Consider the following 18,839-nt stretch of genomic DNA (forward strand, 5'->3'; position numbering starts at 1 on the left):
CATGCCGACCATCACGATCGACACCCCCGCCCTGCCCGTCCCGCGCCGCCGGGCCGTCGCCGTCCGCCTCACCCGCTGGCTGGCAGGCCACGGCGTGGCCCCGGCCCATGTCGTGGTGCGCTTCGTGGACACCCCGCAGCACAGCGCGTTCAGCGGCGGGATGTCCCTGGACGCGCTGCCGCACGGCGACAGCCCGGTGCGCCACGCCTCCGTCGTCTGCTGCGTCGGACCCGACAGGGACGAGACGTTCCGCGAGGGCCTGGCCCGCGAGGTGTCCGAAGCGCTCGGTGCCACCGGGCAGACCCCTTTCCTGTACGTCGAGTTCCGCCCGACCGCGCCCAGCCACGTCTACGTGGCCCGCGGCGGCCCGCTCCAGCGGGCCGACCACGCCGCCGCCCGCCCCGGCGGGGCCTTCGAGAAGGAGTCATCGCAGCGATGAGCGAGCCGAGCACACTCCCCACGCTCACCCTGGTCCGGGAGGTGCTGCGCCCCCGGCTGGGCGAACCGGTCACCACCATGGACCCCGACCTGGACCTCGCCGAGGCGTTCGGCGACGCCTACGACAGCCTCACCGCCATGGAGTGCGTGACGGCGATCGAGACGCACTTCGGCATCGAGGTGGACTTCGTCGCGCACGACGTGCGCCACTGGTTCGCCACGCTGGGGCGCATCGCCCGGTTCGTCACCGACGCGCTGGAGGACCAGGCACGCCTGGGGAGCACCCGGTGAGTCACGGGTCCCCGGACGGCGCGTACCTGTCCTTCGCCACCTCGGGCCAGTCCGGCACCCCCGTCGTGTGGCGGCGCACCGCCGCCCAACTGCACGCCGAGGCCGAGCTGATGGTCCGCACGGTGGCCGGCGGGGCGGAACTCGTCCTCAACTACGCGCCGACCCGGCACCTCTACGGGCGGATCTTCGGGGAGGAGCTTCCGCGGCGCCTCGGGGTGCCCGTCCGGCAGCTGGCGGACGAACCGCTCAGCCCGCCGGACATCCCGCCCGGCTCCCGTGTCCTGGTCGTGTGCCTGCCCTCCACCTGGGAGCTGCTGCGGCGCACCGCCGAGCGGCTGCGGGCCGCCACCGTGACCGCCGTGCACAGCACGGCCCCGCCGCCCGACGCGGCGCGACGGGTCGCCGACGCCCTGTCCGGCAGCACGTTCCGGGCGGTGCAGATCCTCGGCTCCACGGAGACCGGCGGCGTGGCGCACCGGCCCCTCGCCCCCCGTTCCGAAGTCCCGGTGCCCTGGCGGCTGTTCCCCGACTACACGCTGGTCCCCACCGGCGTTCCCGGGGCCGAGCAGCCGCTGCGGGTGGCCGGTCCCCGGCTGGCCCGCCGCGGCGACGAGCCGCCGCCGACCGCGCTCACCCTGGACGACCTGGTGCGGCCGCTGGACGAGCGCACCTTCGAACTCCTGGGGCGCGGCACGCGGATGATCAAGGTCAACGGGCGCCGGGTGCACCTCGCGCGCGTCGAGGACGCGGTGCGCGCCGCCTTCCCGCACGCGGACGTGGTCTGCGTGCCGCGGCACGACCCGCTGCGCGCCGAGCACTACGACCTGTACTACGCGTCCGGCCCGGTCGAGGTCCCGGCGGCCGAGGTGCGCCGGGCGGTGGGCGCCCTGCCCGGTGTGCCGGTGCCGCGCGAGGTCCGCCGGGTCGCCGAGATCCCCAGGAGCGCGGCGGGCAAGGTGCGGATCGACCGGCTGCCGTCCGGCCGGACGGGCGGGGCGGTCGCCGGGGGAGGCGGAGGTGTCGTCGGCCGTGCTCACTGAGACCGCTCCCGCCGCCCTCGCCGAACTGCTCGCCGAGGCGGGCTGGCACAGCACCGTGGCGCTGACCGGCGACCAGCGGCAGGCGGTCGCCGGGGCCCGCGCGCTGCTGGACCAGGCCGTGGCCCGGCAGCCCGTGTACGGGGTGAGCCGCGGCTTCGGACCGCTCGCCGACCACCCGGCCGACCCCGACCCGGCCGTCCAGGGCACCGCGCTGATCGACCATCTCAGCGTGGGCCAGGGCATGCCGCTGCCCGCCACCGAGACCCGGCTGATGGTGTGGCTGCGGCTGCGCGGCATGGCGCTGGGGCACTCCGGCGTCGAGCCGTCGGTCTGGGACGCGCTGGCCGCCCAGTGGAACGCCGGGTTCACCCCGGTCGTCCCCCGTGACGGCAGTCTCAGCGCCAGCGGCGACCTGGTGCCGCTCGCCCACGCGGCCAGGGCCGCCGCCGGGGACGGCGAGGTGTGGCTGCACGCCGCGGACGGCTGGCGGCGCGAGCCGGCCGCGCGGGCACTGGCCAGGCGCGGGCTGGCCCCGGTCCGCTGGGAGGCGCGGTCGGCGCTTGCCTTCGTCAACGGCACCTCGGCCGCGCTGGCCAGGGCGCTGGTCAACCACGCCCGGCTGACTGGCCTGGCCCACGCCGCCGCCGCGGCCACCGGCAGGCTGGCCGCGCTGCTGGGCTGCGACCCGGTGCCGTTCGCCGACGCCCTGGGCGCCGTCCGCGGCCACCCGGGGCACCGGACGGCCGCCGCGCTGATCCGCGCGCAACTTCCCGAGGACGTGCCCGCCGCGACCGGCCGTCCGTTCCAGGAGCCCTACTCGCTGCGCTGCGCACCGCAGGTCATCGGCGCGGTCCTGGACCAACTGCGCCTCCAGGAGCAGGTGCTGCTCACCGAGGCGGAGGGCTGTACGGACAACCCCGTGCTCGTGGACGGCCACCTGTACCACGGCGGCAACTTCCACGCCGCGCCCCTCGCGCTGGCCACCGAGCAGCACGCCGTCTGCGTGCACCAGCTCGCCTACCTGATGGAACGCCAACTGGCGCTCTGCCTCGACCCGCGGCGCAACGGCGGGCTGCCGCCGATGCTGGCGGGCCGCCCCGGGCGTGACAGCGGGCTGGCCGGCGTCCAGATCGGCGCCACCTCGCACCTCGCCGCCATCCGGCAGCGCTCCTACCCCGCCTCCTGCACCCCCGTGCCCACCAACCTCGGCAACCAGGACCACGTGCCGATGGCGCTCAACGGCGCCAACACGGTCGCGGAGACCCTCGACATGGCCTGGTGGGTGGCCTCCTCCCTCTGCCACGCCCTCGCCCGGATCGGGCAGCTGGCGCCGCGCCCGGCCCGCACCGGCCTGTGGGGGCGCCTGGCCGGCCTCAGCCCGGACCTCGGCCGGGACCGGCCGATGGCGGACGCCGTGACCGCGCTGGCCGCGCGGCTGGAGGAGGAGTTCGTCCCCGGCGCCGCCCGTTCCCCCGAAGGAGGCGACCGATGACCGGACGCGCCTCCGCGCTTCCCGTGCCCGGGGGCCGGGCGGGCGGTACCGCCGTCACCGAGGCCGTCGCCCGGCTGCGGACCCGCCCGCCGCTGGTCTCCGCCGAGTCCTGCCACGCCCTGCAACGCGAACTGTCCACGGCCGCCGCGGGACTGGCCGTCGTCGTGCAGACGGGCGACCCGGCCGAGCCGCTTCCCGGGACCGGGCCGGGACCGGCCCGTGCCCGGGTGGAACTGCTCGCCGCGGTCGCCGACGCGGTCGAGTCGGCCGCCGGGGTCCCCGCCGTCCGGATCGGGTACCTCACCGGCCGGCCCCCCGGCCCCGGCTCCGGCCCCGCGGACGTCTCCGCCTACTACGACCGGGCGGCGGCGGCCCTGGAGACCCTGCAACTCACCGACTACCTGCCGGTCTTCGACGCCGCCGACGGCCTCTGCCTCACCTACGCGGGCCACCGGCCGCTGCTGCCGCACCACGAGCACGCCCTGGTCCGCGAGGACGACCGGCGCGGCGGCCGGTACGGCTCCTCGGCGCACCTGTTCAGGATCGGCGAGCACGACCTGGCCGCCGACGGACCCCTCCTCGCGTTCGCCGAGGCGGTCACGAACCCGGTGGCCGTCGAGATCGGCGCGGACACCACCGCCCCCGGGGTCGCCGCGCTGATCACCCGGCTCGCCGAGGGGCACCCGCCCGGCAGGCTCTCCCTGCTGGTCGGCCCCGGCTCCCGCGCCACCGACCGACTCCCGCGACTGCTCCGCGAGTTGGGCGAACCGGCGGGCCGCGCCCTGTGGCTGTCCGATCCCGGTCGCGGCGGCACCCGCCGCGACCGGCCCACCCGCCTGGTCCCCGACCTGGTCGCGGAAGTACGCGCCTGCGCCTCCGTGCTCGACGACCACGGGCTGCCGTTCGGCGGACTCCACCTGGAGGCCGTCCCTGAGCCCCGCGCCGGGGACCGCGCCCTCCGGCTCGATCCCGCGCAGGCCCTGGCCGTCGCCCGCGCCGCCGCTGACCGCCGCCCCGCCCCGTCCGCCCTCGTGGAAGGCCGCTGACGTGCTGACCTCCCCGGAACCCCCCACCGAAGCCCCGGCCGAAGCCCGCCCGGCCGGACTCTGGCGGCACCGCGACTTCCTGCTCTACTGGCTGGGCCAGACCGTCTCCCGCGGCGGCACCCAGGTCGCCGAACTGGTGCTCCCCCTGGCCGCGATCTACCTCTTCGAGGCGTCCGCGGGGCAGCTCGGCGCCCTCAACGCCATCGCCTTCGCCCCCTACCTGCTGGTGACCCTGCTCGCCGGCGTCTGGATCGACCGCTCCACCAAGCGCGGCATCCTCGCCATCGCCGAGCTCGGCCGCCTCGTCGCCCTCGGCGGCGTCGCCCTGCTCACCGCCTTCGGCGCCCTGGAGCTGTACCACCTCTTCCTGGTCGCCGCCGTCATGGGCGTGTGCGCCGTGCTCTTCGACGTCTCGGGCACCGCCTACCTGCCCACCCTCGTCGAACGGGAGCAACTCCTCGACGGCAACAGCAGACTCCAGGGCTCCATCGTCGTCACCCAGGCCGGCGGGCCCGCCCTCGGCGGCGTGCTGGTCTCGCTGGCCGGTGCCCCCGCCGTCCTGGGGGCCTGCCTGATCAGCCCGCTGGTCTCGCTCGGCGCGCTGTTCGGCATCCGCCGCCGCGAGGAGCCGCCGGAACGCGCGGAACGCCGCCACATGTTCGCCGAGATCGGGGAGTCGTTCCGGTTCATCGCCCGGGACCGGTACCTGCGCTTCCTGGTCGTCCGGTCCGGCGTCAACAACCTCTTCTTCATGGCCAGGAACACCATCCTGCCGCTGTTCGTGCTCAACGTCCTCGGAATGAGCAGCGCCCTGCTCGGCCTGGTCCTGGCCGCGGGCGCCGTGGGCGCGCTGACCGGCGCCGCCCTGGCCAAGCGGCTTGCCCTGCGGCTCGGGCCCGGCCGCGTGATCGCCGTCGGCTACGGAGGCGCCTCGCTCGCCCAGGTCGTCCTGCCGCTCACCGGCGGCCCCACCCCGGTGGCCCTGGCCATGCTGCTGGCCATGTTCTTCGTCAGCGGCACGCTGATGACCATCGGCAACACCAACGTCGCCACCTTCCAGCAGATGGTCATCCCCCGGCGCACGCTCGGCAGGGTGGTCGCCGGGATGCGGACCGTCTCCTGGGGCACCATGCCGCTGGGCGCGCTGCTGGGCGGCTACCTCGGCACCGTCATCGGCATCAGGGAGACGCTGTTCCTCACCGCCACCGGCTTCTGCCTGTCCGCGCTGTGGATCGCGTTCTCGCCCATCGCCCGGCTGCGGACCATGCCCGAACCCCCCGAGGACTGACCGCCGGGCCCGCCGACGCCCCCCGACCCCCCCTCATCACAGGAGAGACGGTGCAGCACACCCACGCAACCACCGGGCAGGAGGCGTTCCTCCTCACCGGAGCCTTCCGGGTCATCTGCCGCAACCCCCGCTTCGTCACCGAGCCCGCCCGCCGCGGCCTGCGCGTCCTGGTGCTCACCCCCGAGTCCTCCCGGCCGCTGGCCGCCCTCGCCGCGGCCAGGTCTCCCGAGGTCACCGGGCTGATCAGCGAGGTACGCCACGTCTCCGGCGCCATGGACAGGGAAGCCTCCTTCAACGCCGACGTGTTCGCCACCCTCCAGGAGTGGCGCGCCCGTTACCGCATCGTCGGTGCCTACGCCATGGAGGAGGCGCTGGTCGAACCCACCGGCCTGATCTGCGACGCGCTGGGACTGCCGGGGCCCGGCCTGCGGGCCAGCCGCGTCTGCCGCAGCAAGTACCTCCAGCGCGCCTACGCCGACGCGCTGGGCCCCCGCTCCCTCACCGTGCCCCCGGGCCGCCGCGCGGAACTCGACCTCGCCGCGCTGACCTACCCCGTGGTGGTCAAACCCGCCGCGCGGCACGCCAGTTCCGGCGTGTCCGCCTGCGCCACCGCCGCGGAGGCGGACCTGGCCCTGCGCGCCTATCCCGAGCACGAGACCGCCCTCGTCGAACAGCAGGTGATCGGCGAGGAGTTCTCCGTCGAGTCCCTGGTCCAGGACGGCGAGATCCGCTTCTCCTCCGTGACCGGCAAGGAGACCACCGAGGACGGCGCCAGGACCTTCGTCGAACTGGCCCACTCCGTCCCCGCCGGGGACCGGCACATCGGCGGCGTCGACGTCACCCGCGCCGTCACCGAGGCCAACCGCCAGGTCCTCGCGGCACTGGCCTTCGAGAACGGCGTGGCCCACTCCGAATGGCGCGTCACCGACCGCGGCGAGCCGCACCTCATGGAGATAGCGTCCCGCACCCCGGGGGACGGACTCACCGCCCTCTACCACCTCGCCTGCGGCCGACCGCTGGAGGACGAGATCGTCCGCGTCGCCCTCGGCGAGCCGGCCGCCTTCCCCGCCCCGCGCCGCCTGGCACGGCAGGTCTACCTGGAGCACCCGCCGGGAGTGCTGCGCGACGTGCTCCTCGACTGGCCCGGCGTCCGGGTCCGGTGGGTGGGCGAGGGCGACCTGTGGCCCGCGCCGCGCCCCGGTGAGCCGGGCGACGGCCCCGTGCTGCGCGCCGTGCTGGCGCTGCGCGAAGCCGGCCGTCGGCTCGGCCCGTTGCGCTCCTCCGACGACCGGGCCGTCACCTTCCTCATCGACGCCGACACCCCCGCGGAGCTGGACGCCCTGGAGAAGCGGGTCCGCGCCGCGATCACCCTGCGCGTCGATCCCGACGGCACCGTCCCGGGGGAGGACGGATGCTGATCCGCACCGTGACCGCCGACGCCTGGGGCACCAAGTGCTACTACGTGGCCACGGGGCCGGGCCGGGAGTGCGTCATCGTGGACCCCGGCATGGGCGTCACCGACCGGCTGCGCACCGCCGTCGACTCCCTCGGCCTGCGCCCCAGGGCGGTCCTGCTCACCCACGGGCACCTGGACCACACCCACTCGGCCGCGGCGGTGTCGGCGGCCTTCCGGATACCCGTCTACCTGCACCCAGGCGACCACCACATGCTGGTCGATCCGATCCCCGCGCTCGGCTCCGAGTTCGGGCCGCAGTTCGAGCGACTGCTCGGCCCGCGCTGGACCTGGCAGGAGCCGGCCGACGTGCGCCCCCTGGCGGGCGGCACCGTGCTGGAGCTGGCCGGTATGGAACTGGGCGTGGACCACACGCCGGGGCACACCCCGGGCTCCGTCATGTTCGACCTCCCGGGCGACGCCACCGTCCGCTCCTACTGCCTGGTCGGCGACGTCGTGTACGCGGGCAGCATCGGCCGCACCGACATGCCCGGCGGCAGCCGCGCCCACACCCTCGCCTCGCTGCGCGGTCTGATGGCCAAACGCGACGACACCGTGCTGCTCACGGGGCACGAGGAGGACAGCACCGTGGGCGCGGAACGGACCGGCAACCCGTTCTTCCGCCGGGCGGCGGAGGGCCGCACGGACTGACCGCGGCGGGGGACCGGCCGGGCCCACGACGGAGGAGGAGACCGTTCAGGCTGTCGACGCTGTCCGCTCGGCGGACGTCGCCGAGGCGGTCGTGGGCACGGACGGGGAAGCCGTGCCGGAAGGCTGGGACCGTCCCGGCCTGGCTGAGCGGGCAGCGGCACCGGCTGGTGCGCGTGGTCGCCGCCGCCGACCCCGTACCGTCGCCGTCGCGGACGCGGGCGCGCCCGTGCCCCAGGCCACCGTGACGATCACCGACACCGGCCACGGCAGGGGGGCGCTGCCCGCACAGACGGACGGCCGCCGCATACCCCGCCGGAACGGCTCGGGCAACACCCGTATCCGGACGTCCCGGTGGCCCCGGTGGACGGCCGACGCACCCCGACTCCCCGACCTGCGCGTACCCGCGCGGGAGCACCGGCACCGGCGGCGGCCGGGGGGCGGACCGAAATTTCGGAGCGGACGACTTCGGTCCGCGCGTTGCCCGGAGCACTCGCGGTGCGCTGTCATCCCTTGGCAGAGGACAACGGAGGACATGTCCTCGGGCCAACGAGCACCTTCCCCCGTCGACGAGGAGTCGCACCGTGCGTGTGTCATGGAGAAGGAACCGGCGCGCAGGAGTCGTGCTGGCCACCGCCCTGTCGGTGAGCGCGCTGTTCGTACCCGCCGCCCTGTCCGCTCAGGCCGCCGAAGCCCCCGCCCCGGCCGCGGCGTCCGCGGCGGACCGGTCGATCGACCAGCGCCCCCTGGTCCGGGCCGCCGAGAGCATCCGCGCCGCGGTCGAGCGCGACGCGAGCCCCGGTTACGCCGGGATCGTGCTGGGCGAGGAGGACGTCACCCTGTGGTGGAAGGGAGAGGTCCCGGCGTCCGTGCGGGCGGCGGCGGACAGGGCGGCCGACCGGGGGGTCGTGGTGCGGATACGCGGCGCCGCGCACTCGGAGGCCGAGCTGCGGGCCGCCGCCGGCGAACTCCAGGCGTGGCTCGACGCCAACCCCGGCAGCGGGTACCACGGCGTGAAGAGCCCCGGGGACGGCAGCGGCCTGGTGCTCGCCGCGTACCCGGACCGCGCCGGTCGGTCCGCCGCGGGCCTCACGGCGCTTGAGGCGCGGGTCGACGTCCCGCTCGAGGTCGTGCACGAGAAGCCGATGAGGGACGTCTCCCGCCAGGACGACTCACCGCCGTGGTCGGGCGGCGCGCGGACGTGGAACCAGACGGCGAGCACGCTGTGCACCTCCGGATTCGGCGTCCGCGACGCCTCCAACCGCCGCTACATACTCACCGCCGAGCACTGCGGGCAGGTGGGGCACCGGATCGCCGACGGCCAGGGCGAGTTCATCGGCAACGTCAGCGCGGGCCACGACGACCACGACATCGGTCTGATTCCCGCCAACAGCGGCAACCGCATGTACGTCGGCGGGGGCAACAGCAACACCGTCGCCAATGTTGTCGGATGGGGCCACGTCTTCGTGGGCCAGTATCTGTGCCAGGCAGGCGTGACCAGCGCCGAGGCCACCGGGGCACCGGTGTGCAACCTGAGAGTCATCTTCTTCTGGCAGGACCAGGAGGACCTCGTCGAGGCCGAACAGGTCCAGGGCCAGACGGCCGCGCGCGGCGGTGACAGCGGCGGGTCCGTGTACTCGTCGAACGGCTCGGGAGGCGCCGTCGCCAACGGCACGGTCACCCGGGCGGGCGGCAACCGCCTCGGGTTCCAGGACTTCGCCACGGCCAACCGCGACTTCGGGGTCACCATTCCCTAGTGCTGTGCTCGGGGCCGCTGTCCGGTGCGGCTGCGAGTGGCCGCACCGGACGGTAACATCGGCTGACTGTTCGAATGGTTCCGACTGATCGAACGTGGACGCGGGTGACGCCTTGACTCGATCCGAGAACGCCGAGAAGCCCCTTATCGCCGCGCAGTTGCGGACCGGACCGTTCGACGTGGCGCTCAAGACGGCCATCAAACGCCGCGGTCTGACGCTGGAACGGCTGCGCGTCCACCTCGCCCGCCGGGGTGTCCGGGTCGGCCTGTCCAGCCTGAGCAACTGGCAGAACGGACACAGCCGCCCGGAGACGGCCGCCTCCCTGCGGGCGGTGCGGGCACTGGAGGAGATCCTCGCCCTGCCCCCCGGTTCCCTGCTCCGCCTGCTCGGGACGGTCGACGGCGGCTCCCGCGCCGGGCCGGGACGCCGCGGGGCCTTCGACGACCTGGCCCCGGTCGCGGAACTGCTCGACACGGTCCCGGGGTCCCGGGCCCGCGACGTCGAGGTGGTCGGCACCCAGCACAAGGTCACCGTCGGCCCCTGCCGCCGGACCACGTCGCTGTGGACGCGCACCACGGTGCGCGCGCTGCGCGACGGCGTGGACCGGCACGTCGTGCGCTACTACGGCAACCTGTCCTGCGTACCGGCCGGCGTGCGGCTGCGCCCGCTGGGCAACTGCCGGCTGGGCCGGTTCGTCCCGCACCCCACCGCGCCCGTGCTGGTCTACGAGCTGCTGTTCGACCACGTCCTGGAAGCCGGCGGCACCTGGGTGTTCGAGAGCGAGCTGTCCGACCCGACCGCGGGGGTCACCACGGAGTTCGCCCACGGGTTCCGGTACCCGGCCGAGCAGTACCTGCTGGAAGTGCGGTTCCACCCCAGCGCCCCACCCGCCGCCTGCTACTCCTTCGCCCAGCGCGACCTGAACGACGAGCGGCACAACACCGGGGCCCTCATGCTCAACACCCACCACACGGTGCACCTGGTCGCTTCCGGCGTCAGCTCCGGCGTACTGGGCATCAAATGGAAGTGGCCCTCCGGCCCCGCACCGAGCCGGTGAGGGCACCTCGGCCCCCGTACACTGCGTGTCCGCCGGCCCGGCCAAGACTCTTCCGGTTCTGCTCCGTACGCGCGGCCGTCGTGCGGCGCGCCACCCACGGTCTCCGTGGGATATCGGCAGGGCTTCGCCTCTCCAGGTCAGCAGCTTTTCTGGGTGGGGCGGGTGGGACTCGAACCCACGGCCGACGGATTATGAGTCCGCTGCTCTAACCGGCTGAGCTACCGCCCCGTGACGGCGTGCCGCGTACATCTGTACGCGCCGTCTGCCGCAGCATAGCTGCTCATACGATCTCCCGCCCGGGGCGGGGTGCTTCGTACACAGCAAGGGACTGCGGGCACGGGGTGATCGGTTCCCGTAGTTCGGGGAGAGATGCGTGAAAACAGCAGAAGGGCCCCGGAAGGGGCCCTTTGGCGTAACTCTCGATGATGCTCCCCCGACTGGACTCGAACCAGTAACCTGCCGGTTAACAGCCGGCTGCTCTGCCAATTGAGCTACAGGGGACTGCGCCGCTCGGGTCCGTCGCCTCCCGTGGTCGGGTGCCGCCCTCGCTGCGCCGCTTACATTAGCGCATCCGCGGGGGTGCTTCGAAATCGGTATCCGGGACATCCGGTTGCCGAGGGCGCGGCACTCCGCGCGCGGATCAACCAGGGCAGAACCAGTGAAAAGGGGAGCGATCATGCGCAAGCTGACATTCATCGCCGGTGCGGCGGTCGGGTACGTGCTCGGGGCGCGCGCCGGGCGTGAGCGGTACGAGCAGCTGCGGCTCGCCGCGCGCCGCCTGGCCGAGAACCCGGCGGTGCGCAACAGCGTGGACTCCGCCGCGCAGACCGGGCGGCAGGCTGCGGCCCGTGCCGCCGGTGCGGTGGCCGACCGGGCGGGCGACCGGCTGCCGGGGCCCGTCAGCAGCAAGCTGCGGGCGGTCGGCGAGCACCGGGCCGCGCAGTCGCACGGCTGACGCGGGCGTGCGGCGGGACGCCGGGCCGCCCGGGGACGGGGTGGTCCGGCCGTTGCACGCCATGACGGGGGTCACTACCGTGTCGCGGGTGGCGGCCCGGCGCACCTCTCCCGGAGCGGCTCGGCCGCTCGCGGCCGGGACGGGTGTAGGGAAGAGGGCATGATCGAAATCGCGGTGGCCGCCCACGCCGAGCTGGGCGAGGCACCGGTCTGGGACCCGGTGGCACGGCGCCTGGTCTGGGTGGACGTCCTCACCTCTCGCGTCCACCTCTTCGACCCGGCCACCGGCAGGCAGGCCGTGCTCGACACCGGGCAGCACGTCGGCGCCGCCAGGCCGCGCGAGGGCGGCGGCCTGGTCGTGAACCTGCGGGACGGCGTGGGTCTCTACGACGCGTCCGGCGGCTTCTCCTGGCTGGTCGAGGACCCCGTTCCCGGCAGGCGGGGCAGCGGCGCGGCCGTCGCGCCCGACGGCACGCTGTGGGCGGGGACCGCGCGCTACGACGAGGAGAAGGGCGGCGGCACGCTCGCCCGCGTCGCGCCGGACGGCACCGCCGAGACGGTCGTGCCGGACGCCACCGTCAGCGGCGGCATCGGCTGGAGCCCGGACGGCGCGCTGATGTACTGGACCGACACCGCGACCCACCGCATCGACGTCTTCACCGTCACCGAGGACGGGCGTGTGCGCGACCGCAGGCCGCTCGTGGACACCGCCGAGTTCACCGGCTCGCCCGACGGGATGACGGTCGACGCGGACGGCTGCGTGTGGGCCGCGTTCAGGAACGGCGGCGCCGTCCACCGCTTCACCCCCGAGGGCGCGCTCGACCTCACCGTGGAGGTGCCCGCCTCGCGCCCGACCGCGTGCGCGTTCGGCGGCCCCGACCTGACGGACCTCTACATCACCACCGCGAGCACGGGCCTCCCGCCGGGCGCCGAGCCGGCCGCCGGGTCGGTGCTGGTGCTGCCGGGCGCGGGCGTCGGCCTGCCGGCGACGCCGTTCGGCGGCTGAGCGGCTGAGCGGCACGCGGCGGCCGGGTCATGATGGGTGAACCAGCGTTCACCCGTCCCGCTCACGGCCGGAGGCCCGACATGCCCGCCACCCCGCCCGCCACCGCCCGCGCCTGGCACCTCGTCGCCCGCCCGCACGGCTGGCCCGCGCAGGAGGACTTCGCCCTGCGCGACCTCCCCGTCCAGCCGCCGGGCCCGGGGGAACTGCTCGTCAGGAACCTCTTCATGTCCGTCGACCCGGCCATGCGCGGCCGGATGAACGACGTCAAGTCGTACGCGCCCCCGTTCCGCCTCGGCGAGCCCATGAGCGGCGGCGCGGTCGGCGAGGTCGTCACCTCGGAGGACCCGGACTTCTCGCCGGGCGACCGCGTCCTGCACCAGCTCGGCTGGCGTGAGTACGCCACGCTGCCCGCCCGGCAGGCCACCCGGATCGACGCCGTCGAGGGCGTGTCGCTCAGCGCGTACCTCGGCGTCCTCGGCATGACGGGCCTGACCGCGTACGCGGGCCTGCTGGAGACCGGCGGACTGCGCGAGGGCGACCGGGTGTTCATCTCGGGCGCGGCGGGCGCGGTCGGCAGCCAGGCCGGGCAGATCGCCCGGCTGAAGGGCGCCGCCCGCGTCATCGGCAGCGCGGGCTCGGACGAGAAGGTGCGGACGCTGCTGGACGAGTACGGCTTCGACGCCGCGTTCAACTACCGGAACGGGCCGGTCGCCGAGCAGCTCGCGCAGGCCGCCCCCGAGGGCATCGACCTGTACTTCGACAACGTGGGCGGGGACCACCTGGAGGCCGCCATCGGGGCGCTGACGGTCCACGGCCGCGCCGTCGTGTGCGGGATGATCTCGCAGTACAACGCCACCGAGCCCCCGGCGGCGCCGCGCAACCTCGCGCAGATCATCGGCAAGCGGCTGCGGATCGAGGGCATGCTCGTGCTCGACCACCAGGCGCTGCGCCCGCGGTTCGCCGAGGAGGTGGGCGGCTGGCTGCGGTCGGGGGCGCTGGTCGCGCGGGAGACGCGGGTGGACGGGATCGACAGGGCCGTGGACGCGTTCCTCGGCATGCTGCGCGGCGAGAACACCGGGAAGATGGTCGTCGCGCTGCAGCCCTCGCCCCCTGCTGATCGTGACGCTCGGTAAGTCATACCGGTGAACGGGAACGATGCGTGCTCGGCGGGTCGTTCCCCCTGCGTTCCACGTCCGCCGCACCACCAGAGGCCCGTATGAACGCCGTACCCCAGCCGTCGTCCGCCGCTCCGTCCGCCGCCACCGGGGCGGCGCGGTTCACCGTCGATCCCGCCTTCGCCGTCTCGCCCGTGGACCCGCGCCTGTTCGGGTCCTTCGTCGAACACCTCGGCCGCTGCGTCTACACCGGCATCCACGAGCCGGGCCACCCCACCGCCGACGAGGCCGGGCTGCGCACCGACGTGCTCGACCTCATACGGGAGCTGGGGGTGACCGTCATCCGCTACCCGGGGGGCAACTTCGTCTCCGGCTACCAGTGGGAGGACGGCACCGGGCCGGTGGAGGAGCGGCCGAGGCGGCTCGACCTGGCCTGGCGGTCCACGGAGTCCAACCGGTTCGGGATCGGCGAGTTCATGGACTTCGTCCGCAAGGCCGGGAGCACGCCGATGATGGCGCTCAACCTCGGCACCAGGGGCGTCGCCGACGCCCTCGCCCTCCAGGAGTACGCGAACCACCCGGGCGGCACCGAGCTGTCCGACCGCCGCGCGGCGCACGGCGACACCGAGCCGTACGGCATACGGCTGTGGTGCCTGGGCAACGAGATGGACGGCCCCTGGCAGACCGGCCACAAGACCGCCGACGAGTACGGCAGGCTCGCCGCCGAGACGGCGCGCGCCATGCGGCAGCTCGACCCGGACGTCGAACTGGTCGCCTGCGGCAGCTCCTCGCAGGAGATGGAGACCTTCGCCGCCTGGGAGGCGACCGTCCTCGCGCACTGCCACGACCTCGTGGACCACATCTCGCTGCACGCCTACTACCAGGAGCGGGACGGCGACCGCGACTCGTTCCTCGCCTCGGCCGTGGACACCGAGTCGTTCATCGAGAACGTGGTGGCGACCTGCGACCACGTCGCCGCCCGGCTGAAGTCGGACAAGCGGATCACCCTGTCCTTCGACGAGTGGAACGTCTGGTACCAGGACGGCAGCGCGCCGACGCTGTCCGGCGAGGGCAAGCCCGAGGACTGGGCCGAGGCGCCGCGCCTGCTGGAGGACAACTACAGCGTCACCGACGCCGTCGTCTTCGGCTCGCTGCTCATCGCGCTGCTGCGGCACGCCGACCGGGTGAAGGTGGCCTGCCTCGCGCAGCTCGTCAACGTGATCGCGCCCATCGCCACCGAGCCGGGCGGACCGGCGTGGCGGCAGACCACGTTCCACCCCTTCGCCCAGGCGTCCCGGTACGGGCGGGGCACCGTGCTGGACGTCCGCGTGGACGGCCCGAGGCACACGACGCGGCGCTTCGGCGAGGTCGATCTGCTGCACGCCACGGCCGTGCGGGACGAGGAGACGGGCGCCGTCACCCTCTTCGCCGTCAACCGGCACCAGCACGACGCGCTCCCGCTGGAGGTCACCCTGCGCGCCCTCGGGCTCGGCGAGGTCGTGGAGCACAGCGTCCTCGCCGACGCCGACCCCGACGCCAGGAACACCCTGGCCGACCCCGACCGCGTGACGCCCCACGCGGCGACCGGTACCACGTTCACGGACGGCGTGCTGCGGGCGACGCTCGAACCGCTGTCCTGGAACGTCATACGCCTGGCCTGACGGCGCCCCCGGCCGGTACCGGCCCCTGGGACGGACGCTTTCCGGCCACAGGGGCGGTATCCGGTCAGGCGATCGGCGGCTTCCGGACCGGTGCGCAACACCCTCCGTTCACATGGCGCGAACAGGCTGCGTGCGGCACAAGTTCAGCCATGAACCACCGGGGAGCGCGCCATGGGGCACGGACACCACCACCACGGACACGACCACCACCACCACGACCACGACCACCCGCACGGTCACGCGCACGGCGACGGCGCCGAGGCCGGTCCGCTGCCCGCCGCGTTCGACCTCGACGTGCCGGACACCGAGCTGTCGCCCGACCAGCTGTCCCGCCGCGGCATGCTGCGCCGCGCCGGGCTGCTCGGCGCCGGTGTCGCGGGCGCGAGCGTCCTCACCGGCACGGCCGCCGGGGCGGCCTCCGCCCACGGCCGCGGCAACGGCGGCAACGGCGGCGGGAACCGCCTGCTGTGGCTCGCGGGCGACCACCACATCCACACCCAGTACAGCCCCGACGGCCAGTACCGCGTCGTGGACCAGGTCGGCAACGGCACCCGCTTCGGCCTCGACTGGATGGTCATCACCGACCACGGCAGCGCCACGCACAACCGCATCGGCGTCGAGAAGGTCAACCCCGACATCAAGCGCGCCCGCGACCAGTACAAGGACACTCTCGTCTTCCAGGGCCTGGAGTGGAACATCCCGGCCGCCGAGCACGGCACCGTCTTCGTCCACCCGGGCGACAACGAGGTCAGCGTCCTCAAGCAGTTCGAGGCGGGCTACGACGGCAGCGTCAACAACGCGACCGCCTCCACCCCCGCCAACGAGGCCCTCGCCATCTCGGGCCTCGACTTCCTCGCCCAGCAGGTCAGGCGCCGCAAGGTCAAGGACGCCCTGATGCTGGCCAACCACCCCGCCCGCCAGGGCGTGGACTCCCCGCACGAGATCCGCGGCTGGCGCGACGCCCAGCCGGACATCGCCGTCGGCTTCGAGGGCGCGCCGGGACACCAGGCGTCCGGCATCCCCGCCCCGCACGGCCCCGGCGGCGGCCGCGGCGCGTACAGCGGCAGCCCCGGCGCCAACTCGTTCCCCGGCTACCCGGCCGAGAGCTACCGCACCTGGGGCGGCTTCGACTGGATGACGGCCACCGTCGGCGGCCTGTGGGACAGCCTGCTGTCCGAGGGCAAGCCCTGGTGGATCACCGCCAACTCCGACTCGCACGTGGTGTACGCCGACACCTCTACCCGCCCGGACGACTCGGACTTCGACCGCGACGGCTTCCACGGCGCCCCCGTCTACCGGGGCAGCGGCCTCAACCTCACGGCGGGCGACTACTGGCCCGGCCAGTACAGCCGCACGCACGTCGGCGCGTACGGCTTCTCGTACGCCGCCGTCATGCAGGGCATCCGCGAGGGCCGCGTGTGGGTGGACCACGGCGGCCTGATCTCCGGCCTCAAGGCCGAGCTGCGCTCCGGCAGCCGCTCGGCGACGCTCGGCGGCACGCTGCACGTCCGGCGCGGCTCCGACGTCGAGCTGAGCGTCGAGATAGCCCTGGCCAACGGCCCGAACGCCGCCCAGTTCCTGCCGCGTCTCGCCCGCGTCGACGTCATCCGCGGCCTCGTCACCGGCCGTGCCAGGGACCGCGACACGTTCCACGCGCCGGAGACCAAGGTCGCCAAGTCGTGGGAGGTGGACGAGACGCGCGGCACCGTCCGCTTCACGTACCGCCTCGGTCGCGTGGACCGCCCGGGCTACGTGCGCCTGCGCGGCACGGACGGCAACCGCGTCCAGACCGGTCTGAACGGCGCCGCCGTCGACCCTGCGGGCCCGGCCCTCGACGTCCTCGGCGACGCCGACCCGTGGCTCGACCTGTGGTTCTACTCCAACCCGATCTGGGTCGTCACCGAGTGACCGCCGCCGGCCTCACCGGCGGGATCACCACCCTCCAGCGGGCCGACCACCTGCTGCGCCGGCTGGCGGAACGGCTCCCGCTGCCGGCCGGCGCGTTCGCCACCACGCACCTGGTGCGCGACCCGGACCCCGGCGTCGCCCTCGCCCTGGTGCTCCCCGGCCCCGGCCCCCTCCCCGGCACGCTCGCCGGGGCGGCGGCCGGGGAGGGGCTCGCGGTGGTCACCGGCACGCCGTGGCTCGCCGACGCGGAGCGCCGCGCGGCGGGCAGGGCGGTGGTCTTCCCCGGCTCGGAGGCGCTGCCGGACAGCCTCACCCTGGCCGACCTGTACGCGACCACCGCGGTGGGACGCGCCGAGGTCCTGGGCGGGACCGTCCCCGACCCGGGGGCGTACCTCGACACGTGCGGCCACGTACGCCCGCAGTGGGAGGGCGGGGAACTGCTGCTGCGGCTGATGCCGTCGCGGGGCGGGCGGTACGTGCCGTTCGAGATCCCCGACCCCCACCCCTGCTGCGGCGGCCACTGACGCCCCGGCCGGGGCGCGGTCAGGCGGCGGTGCCCTGTCTGCCCCGCCGGTCGGTGTGCAGGACGCGGAAGCGGTCGGGGGCCGCCGGGTCCCGGTCGGCGATCTGGACCGGCGCCCCGGCCCACTGCCACACGCCGGTGCCGGGCGTGCGCGAGAACGTGATCCGCCCGCGCGTGCCCGCGACCTCGACGCCGGGCCAGGACACACCGCCGGGCGCACGCAGCGCGGCGGCGAGGACGGCGGCCGTGTCGTACCCCTCGAAGGCGACGAAGGACGGCGCCTCGCCGAGACGCGCGCGCAGGTCGCGCCGGACGCGTTCGCCCAGCGGCGTGAGGCGCGCGGGGAGGTAGCGCAGGAACGGGACACCGGCGCCGTCCCCGCCCAGCGACGTCGCCCAGCAGGGGAACTCCGGCTGCCCGGCCGGGGCGCCGATCGTCAGCGCGGCCAGCCGCCGGTCGCCCCGCACGGCCCGCACGACCGACACCGCGGGCTCCGGGTGGCCGGCCAGGAGGAGGAGCGCGGTCGCGCGCCGCCTGACCAGCTCGTCGCACACGGCGGCGGGCGTGAGCGCGTCCATGTCCAGTTCGTCGACGGTGCCGCCGCGCGGCGCGAGGTGCTCCCGCAGGACGCGGGCGCCCGCCGCCCAGTACACGCTCCGCTGGGCCGCGACCGCGACGCGCCGGTGGCCCGCGCCGAGGAGGAAGTCCGCGTAGACCCGCCAGCCGCGCGACTGCGGCGGGCTCAGGCGGGCGACCCGTTCCACCGGCTGCTCGGCGAGCGCGTCGAGGACGGCGGACGAGCACAGGAACGGCAGGCCGAGGGCGTCGGCCCTGGCCGCGACGGAGCGGGCGGTGACGCTGTGGTACTCCCCGGCCAGAGCGGCCACGCCCAGGTCCGCCAGCGCGTCCACGGCCGCCACGGCGCGCCGCGGGTCGGCCGCCGTGTCGCGGACGGCCAGCGCGAGCGGCCGGCCGCCGATCCCGCCGGTCAGGTTGGCCTCGCGGACGCCCAGTTCGAGACCGGCCAGCAGGTGCCGCCCCGCCTCGGTCCAGCCGGGCCGGCTGAGGGGCACGAGCGCGCCGATGCGGACGGACGCCCCCTCGGGTGACGTCGCGGCGGGCCGTCGCGGTGGCGGTGGCGTGTCCATGCGTGAAGTCCCCC

General features: G+C 74.9%; 17 protein-coding genes and 2 tRNA genes. 16 read left to right on the plus strand and 3 right to left on the minus strand.

Going from position 1 to position 18,839, the window contains the following annotated elements; all coding sequences use genetic code 11:
• The first annotated feature begins 1 nt into the window (after position 1).
• The 10 genes from ACIBPC_RS03645 (at position 2) to ACIBPC_RS03690 (ending at position 10,510) form a co-directional block, all read left to right on the plus strand.
• The gene (locus ACIBPC_RS03645; RefSeq protein ID WP_362956084.1) at positions 2–439 is read left to right on the plus strand and encodes a hypothetical protein; all 438 of its coding nucleotides are present in this window, start codon (positions 2–4) and stop codon (positions 437–439) included.
• Complete coding sequence (locus ACIBPC_RS03650; RefSeq protein ID WP_398841004.1) at positions 436–729, plus strand: acyl carrier protein; 294 nt, start codon at positions 436–438, stop codon at positions 727–729. The genes ACIBPC_RS03645 and ACIBPC_RS03650 overlap by 4 nt, the downstream gene beginning before the upstream one ends.
• A complete protein-coding gene (locus ACIBPC_RS03655; RefSeq protein ID WP_362956090.1) occupies positions 726–1,769 on the plus strand; it encodes a class I adenylate-forming enzyme family protein in 1,044 nt (347 codons plus the stop codon). Before ACIBPC_RS03650 ends, ACIBPC_RS03655 begins: the two co-directional genes overlap by 4 nt.
• Positions 1,759–3,261 carry an aromatic amino acid lyase gene (locus ACIBPC_RS03660; protein WP_398841007.1) on the plus strand — a complete coding sequence of 501 codons (1,503 nt, stop codon included), beginning with the start codon at positions 1,759–1,761 and terminating at the stop codon, positions 3,259–3,261. The genes ACIBPC_RS03655 and ACIBPC_RS03660 overlap by 11 nt, the downstream gene beginning before the upstream one ends.
• Complete coding sequence (locus ACIBPC_RS03665) at positions 3,258–4,307, plus strand: 3-deoxy-7-phosphoheptulonate synthase (protein ID WP_398841009.1); 1,050 nt, start codon at positions 3,258–3,260, stop codon at positions 4,305–4,307. Before ACIBPC_RS03660 ends, ACIBPC_RS03665 begins: the two co-directional genes overlap by 4 nt.
• A 1-nt stretch (position 4,308) precedes the next feature.
• Positions 4,309–5,595, plus strand: a complete 1,287-nt coding sequence (locus tag ACIBPC_RS03670) for an MFS transporter (protein WP_362956098.1) — start codon at positions 4,309–4,311, stop codon at positions 5,593–5,595.
• 50 nt (positions 5,596–5,645) lie between these two features.
• Positions 5,646–7,013, plus strand: a complete 1,368-nt coding sequence (locus ACIBPC_RS03675; protein WP_398841011.1) for an acetyl-CoA carboxylase biotin carboxylase subunit family protein — start codon at positions 5,646–5,648, stop codon at positions 7,011–7,013.
• On the plus strand, positions 7,007–7,699 hold the full coding sequence (locus ACIBPC_RS03680; RefSeq protein ID WP_398841013.1) for an MBL fold metallo-hydrolase: 693 nt from the start codon (positions 7,007–7,009) through the stop codon (positions 7,697–7,699). Before ACIBPC_RS03675 ends, ACIBPC_RS03680 begins: the two co-directional genes overlap by 7 nt.
• A gap of 620 nt (positions 7,700–8,319) precedes the next feature.
• Complete coding sequence (locus ACIBPC_RS03685) at positions 8,320–9,453, plus strand: hypothetical protein (RefSeq protein WP_362956110.1); 1,134 nt, start codon at positions 8,320–8,322, stop codon at positions 9,451–9,453.
• 112 nt (positions 9,454–9,565) lie between these two features.
• Positions 9,566–10,510 (plus strand): helix-turn-helix domain-containing protein, encoded by a 945-nt coding sequence (locus ACIBPC_RS03690; RefSeq protein ID WP_398841014.1) that lies wholly within the window; start codon positions 9,566–9,568, stop codon positions 10,508–10,510.
• Positions 10,511–10,664: 154 nt separating this feature from the next.
• On the opposite strand, the gene ACIBPC_RS03695 is transcribed toward ACIBPC_RS03690, so the two are convergent.
• Positions 10,665–10,738: transfer RNA gene (locus ACIBPC_RS03695), tRNA-Ile, on the minus strand.
• Positions 10,739–10,938: 200 nt separating this feature from the next.
• Positions 10,939–11,011: transfer RNA gene (locus tag ACIBPC_RS03700), tRNA-Asn, on the minus strand.
• 175 nt (positions 11,012–11,186) lie between these two features.
• Between ACIBPC_RS03700 and ACIBPC_RS03705 the strand changes: the two genes are divergently transcribed.
• The 6 genes from ACIBPC_RS03705 to ACIBPC_RS03730 all read left to right on the plus strand — a co-directional run bounded on the left by ACIBPC_RS03705 (position 11,187) and on the right by ACIBPC_RS03730 (position 17,678).
• Positions 11,187–11,465: a hypothetical protein gene (locus tag ACIBPC_RS03705; protein WP_362956257.1), complete on the plus strand. Its 279-nt coding sequence runs from the start codon at positions 11,187–11,189 to the stop codon at positions 11,463–11,465.
• 159 nt (positions 11,466–11,624) lie between these two features.
• The gene (locus ACIBPC_RS03710) at positions 11,625–12,470 is read left to right on the plus strand and encodes an SMP-30/gluconolactonase/LRE family protein (protein ID WP_398841016.1); all 846 of its coding nucleotides are present in this window, start codon (positions 11,625–11,627) and stop codon (positions 12,468–12,470) included.
• Positions 12,471–12,550: 80 nt separating this feature from the next.
• Positions 12,551–13,603: an NADP-dependent oxidoreductase gene (locus tag ACIBPC_RS03715; RefSeq protein WP_398841018.1), complete on the plus strand. Its 1,053-nt coding sequence runs from the start codon at positions 12,551–12,553 to the stop codon at positions 13,601–13,603.
• Positions 13,604–13,686: 83 nt separating this feature from the next.
• Entirely contained in the window at positions 13,687–15,246 is a 1,560-nt protein-coding gene (locus ACIBPC_RS03720; RefSeq protein WP_362956264.1) for an alpha-N-arabinofuranosidase, read from the plus strand.
• 171 nt (positions 15,247–15,417) lie between these two features.
• Positions 15,418–17,154, plus strand: a complete 1,737-nt coding sequence (locus ACIBPC_RS03725) for a PHP domain-containing protein (protein WP_398841019.1) — start codon at positions 15,418–15,420, stop codon at positions 17,152–17,154.
• Positions 17,151–17,678, plus strand: coding sequence for a hypothetical protein (locus tag ACIBPC_RS03730; protein WP_398841020.1), 528 nt, complete (start codon positions 17,151–17,153; stop codon positions 17,676–17,678). The genes ACIBPC_RS03725 and ACIBPC_RS03730 overlap by 4 nt, the downstream gene beginning before the upstream one ends.
• A 19-nt stretch (positions 17,679–17,697) precedes the next feature.
• Here ACIBPC_RS03730 and ACIBPC_RS03735 read toward each other — a convergent pair whose 3' ends face one another.
• On the minus strand, positions 17,698–18,825 hold the full coding sequence (locus ACIBPC_RS03735) for an ABC transporter substrate-binding protein (RefSeq protein ID WP_398841022.1): 1,128 nt from the start codon (positions 18,823–18,825) through the stop codon (positions 17,698–17,700).
• Between the last annotated feature and the right edge of the window lie 14 nt (positions 18,826–18,839).

It is taken from the genome of Streptomyces sp. NPDC049879, assembly GCF_044461265.1.
Classification (GTDB): Bacteria; Actinomycetota; Actinomycetes; order Streptomycetales; family Streptomycetaceae; genus Streptomyces.

Coding starts and splice junctions, on each gene's coding strand:
- ACIBPC_RS03645 (WP_362956084.1), top strand. CDS start 2: ATGCCGACCATCACGATCGACACCCCCGCCCTGCCCGTCCCGCGCCGC.
- ACIBPC_RS03650 (WP_398841004.1), top strand. CDS start 436: ATGAGCGAGCCGAGCACACTCCCCACGCTCACCCTGGTCCGGGAGGTG.
- ACIBPC_RS03665 (WP_398841009.1), top strand. CDS start 3,258: ATGACCGGACGCGCCTCCGCGCTTCCCGTGCCCGGGGGCCGGGCGGGC.
- ACIBPC_RS03680 (WP_398841013.1), top strand. CDS start 7,007: ATGCTGATCCGCACCGTGACCGCCGACGCCTGGGGCACCAAGTGCTAC.
- ACIBPC_RS03705 (WP_362956257.1), top strand. CDS start 11,187: ATGCGCAAGCTGACATTCATCGCCGGTGCGGCGGTCGGGTACGTGCTC.
- ACIBPC_RS03710 (WP_398841016.1), top strand. CDS start 11,625: ATGATCGAAATCGCGGTGGCCGCCCACGCCGAGCTGGGCGAGGCACCG.
- ACIBPC_RS03715 (WP_398841018.1), top strand. CDS start 12,551: ATGCCCGCCACCCCGCCCGCCACCGCCCGCGCCTGGCACCTCGTCGCC.
- ACIBPC_RS03720 (WP_362956264.1), top strand. CDS start 13,687: ATGAACGCCGTACCCCAGCCGTCGTCCGCCGCTCCGTCCGCCGCCACC.
- ACIBPC_RS03725 (WP_398841019.1), top strand. CDS start 15,418: ATGGGGCACGGACACCACCACCACGGACACGACCACCACCACCACGAC.
- ACIBPC_RS03735 (WP_398841022.1), bottom strand. CDS start 18,825: ATGGACACGCCACCGCCACCGCGACGGCCCGCCGCGACGTCACCCGAG.